Below are 364 nucleotides of genomic sequence, written 5' to 3' on the forward strand. Positions count from 1 at the left end.
CAAAAACGGGGCTTCCTTTTCTGATGTGAAATACTTCTGCATGGTGGCGGCGGCATTGATTCTGGTGTGCGTGTTTTCTGATGTGACAAAAAACAGGAAATGCCGAACCAGGATTTCGCATATGCAGTTTATGTTGTCCTGTCCTTCTGTAGTGGGGGGGGTTCGTGAAATCAAGCGGATTCCCTACTTTTTCGGCAGGGAGTTTCGGGAGAACCCGAAGGTTTATGCCAAGGGGCGCAATGTGGTATACCGCATCGTTGCAGTTTTTCATAGCCCGGTGACCGGGCAGGAAGAAGTGGTCACCTCCGAGCCCTATAGCTGTAACATTGCGGCTGCTGTTCAGAATCATACTGTGGCAGTTCAC

1 protein-coding gene is annotated in these 364 nt (G+C 50.3%); it reads left to right on the forward strand.

The annotated features are described in order from the left end of the window. Window positions 1-121: 121 nt before the first annotated feature. Window positions 122-364, forward strand: a 243-nt coding sequence (locus QVO51_RS06425) for a hypothetical protein (RefSeq protein WP_288167939.1), incomplete at its 3' end; no start/stop codon positions are given.

The sequence above is a fragment of the Ruminococcus sp. CAG:379 genome (assembly GCF_000434255.1).
Lineage (GTDB): Bacteria > Bacillota > Clostridia > Oscillospirales > Ruminococcaceae > Ruminococcus_F > Ruminococcus_F champanellensis.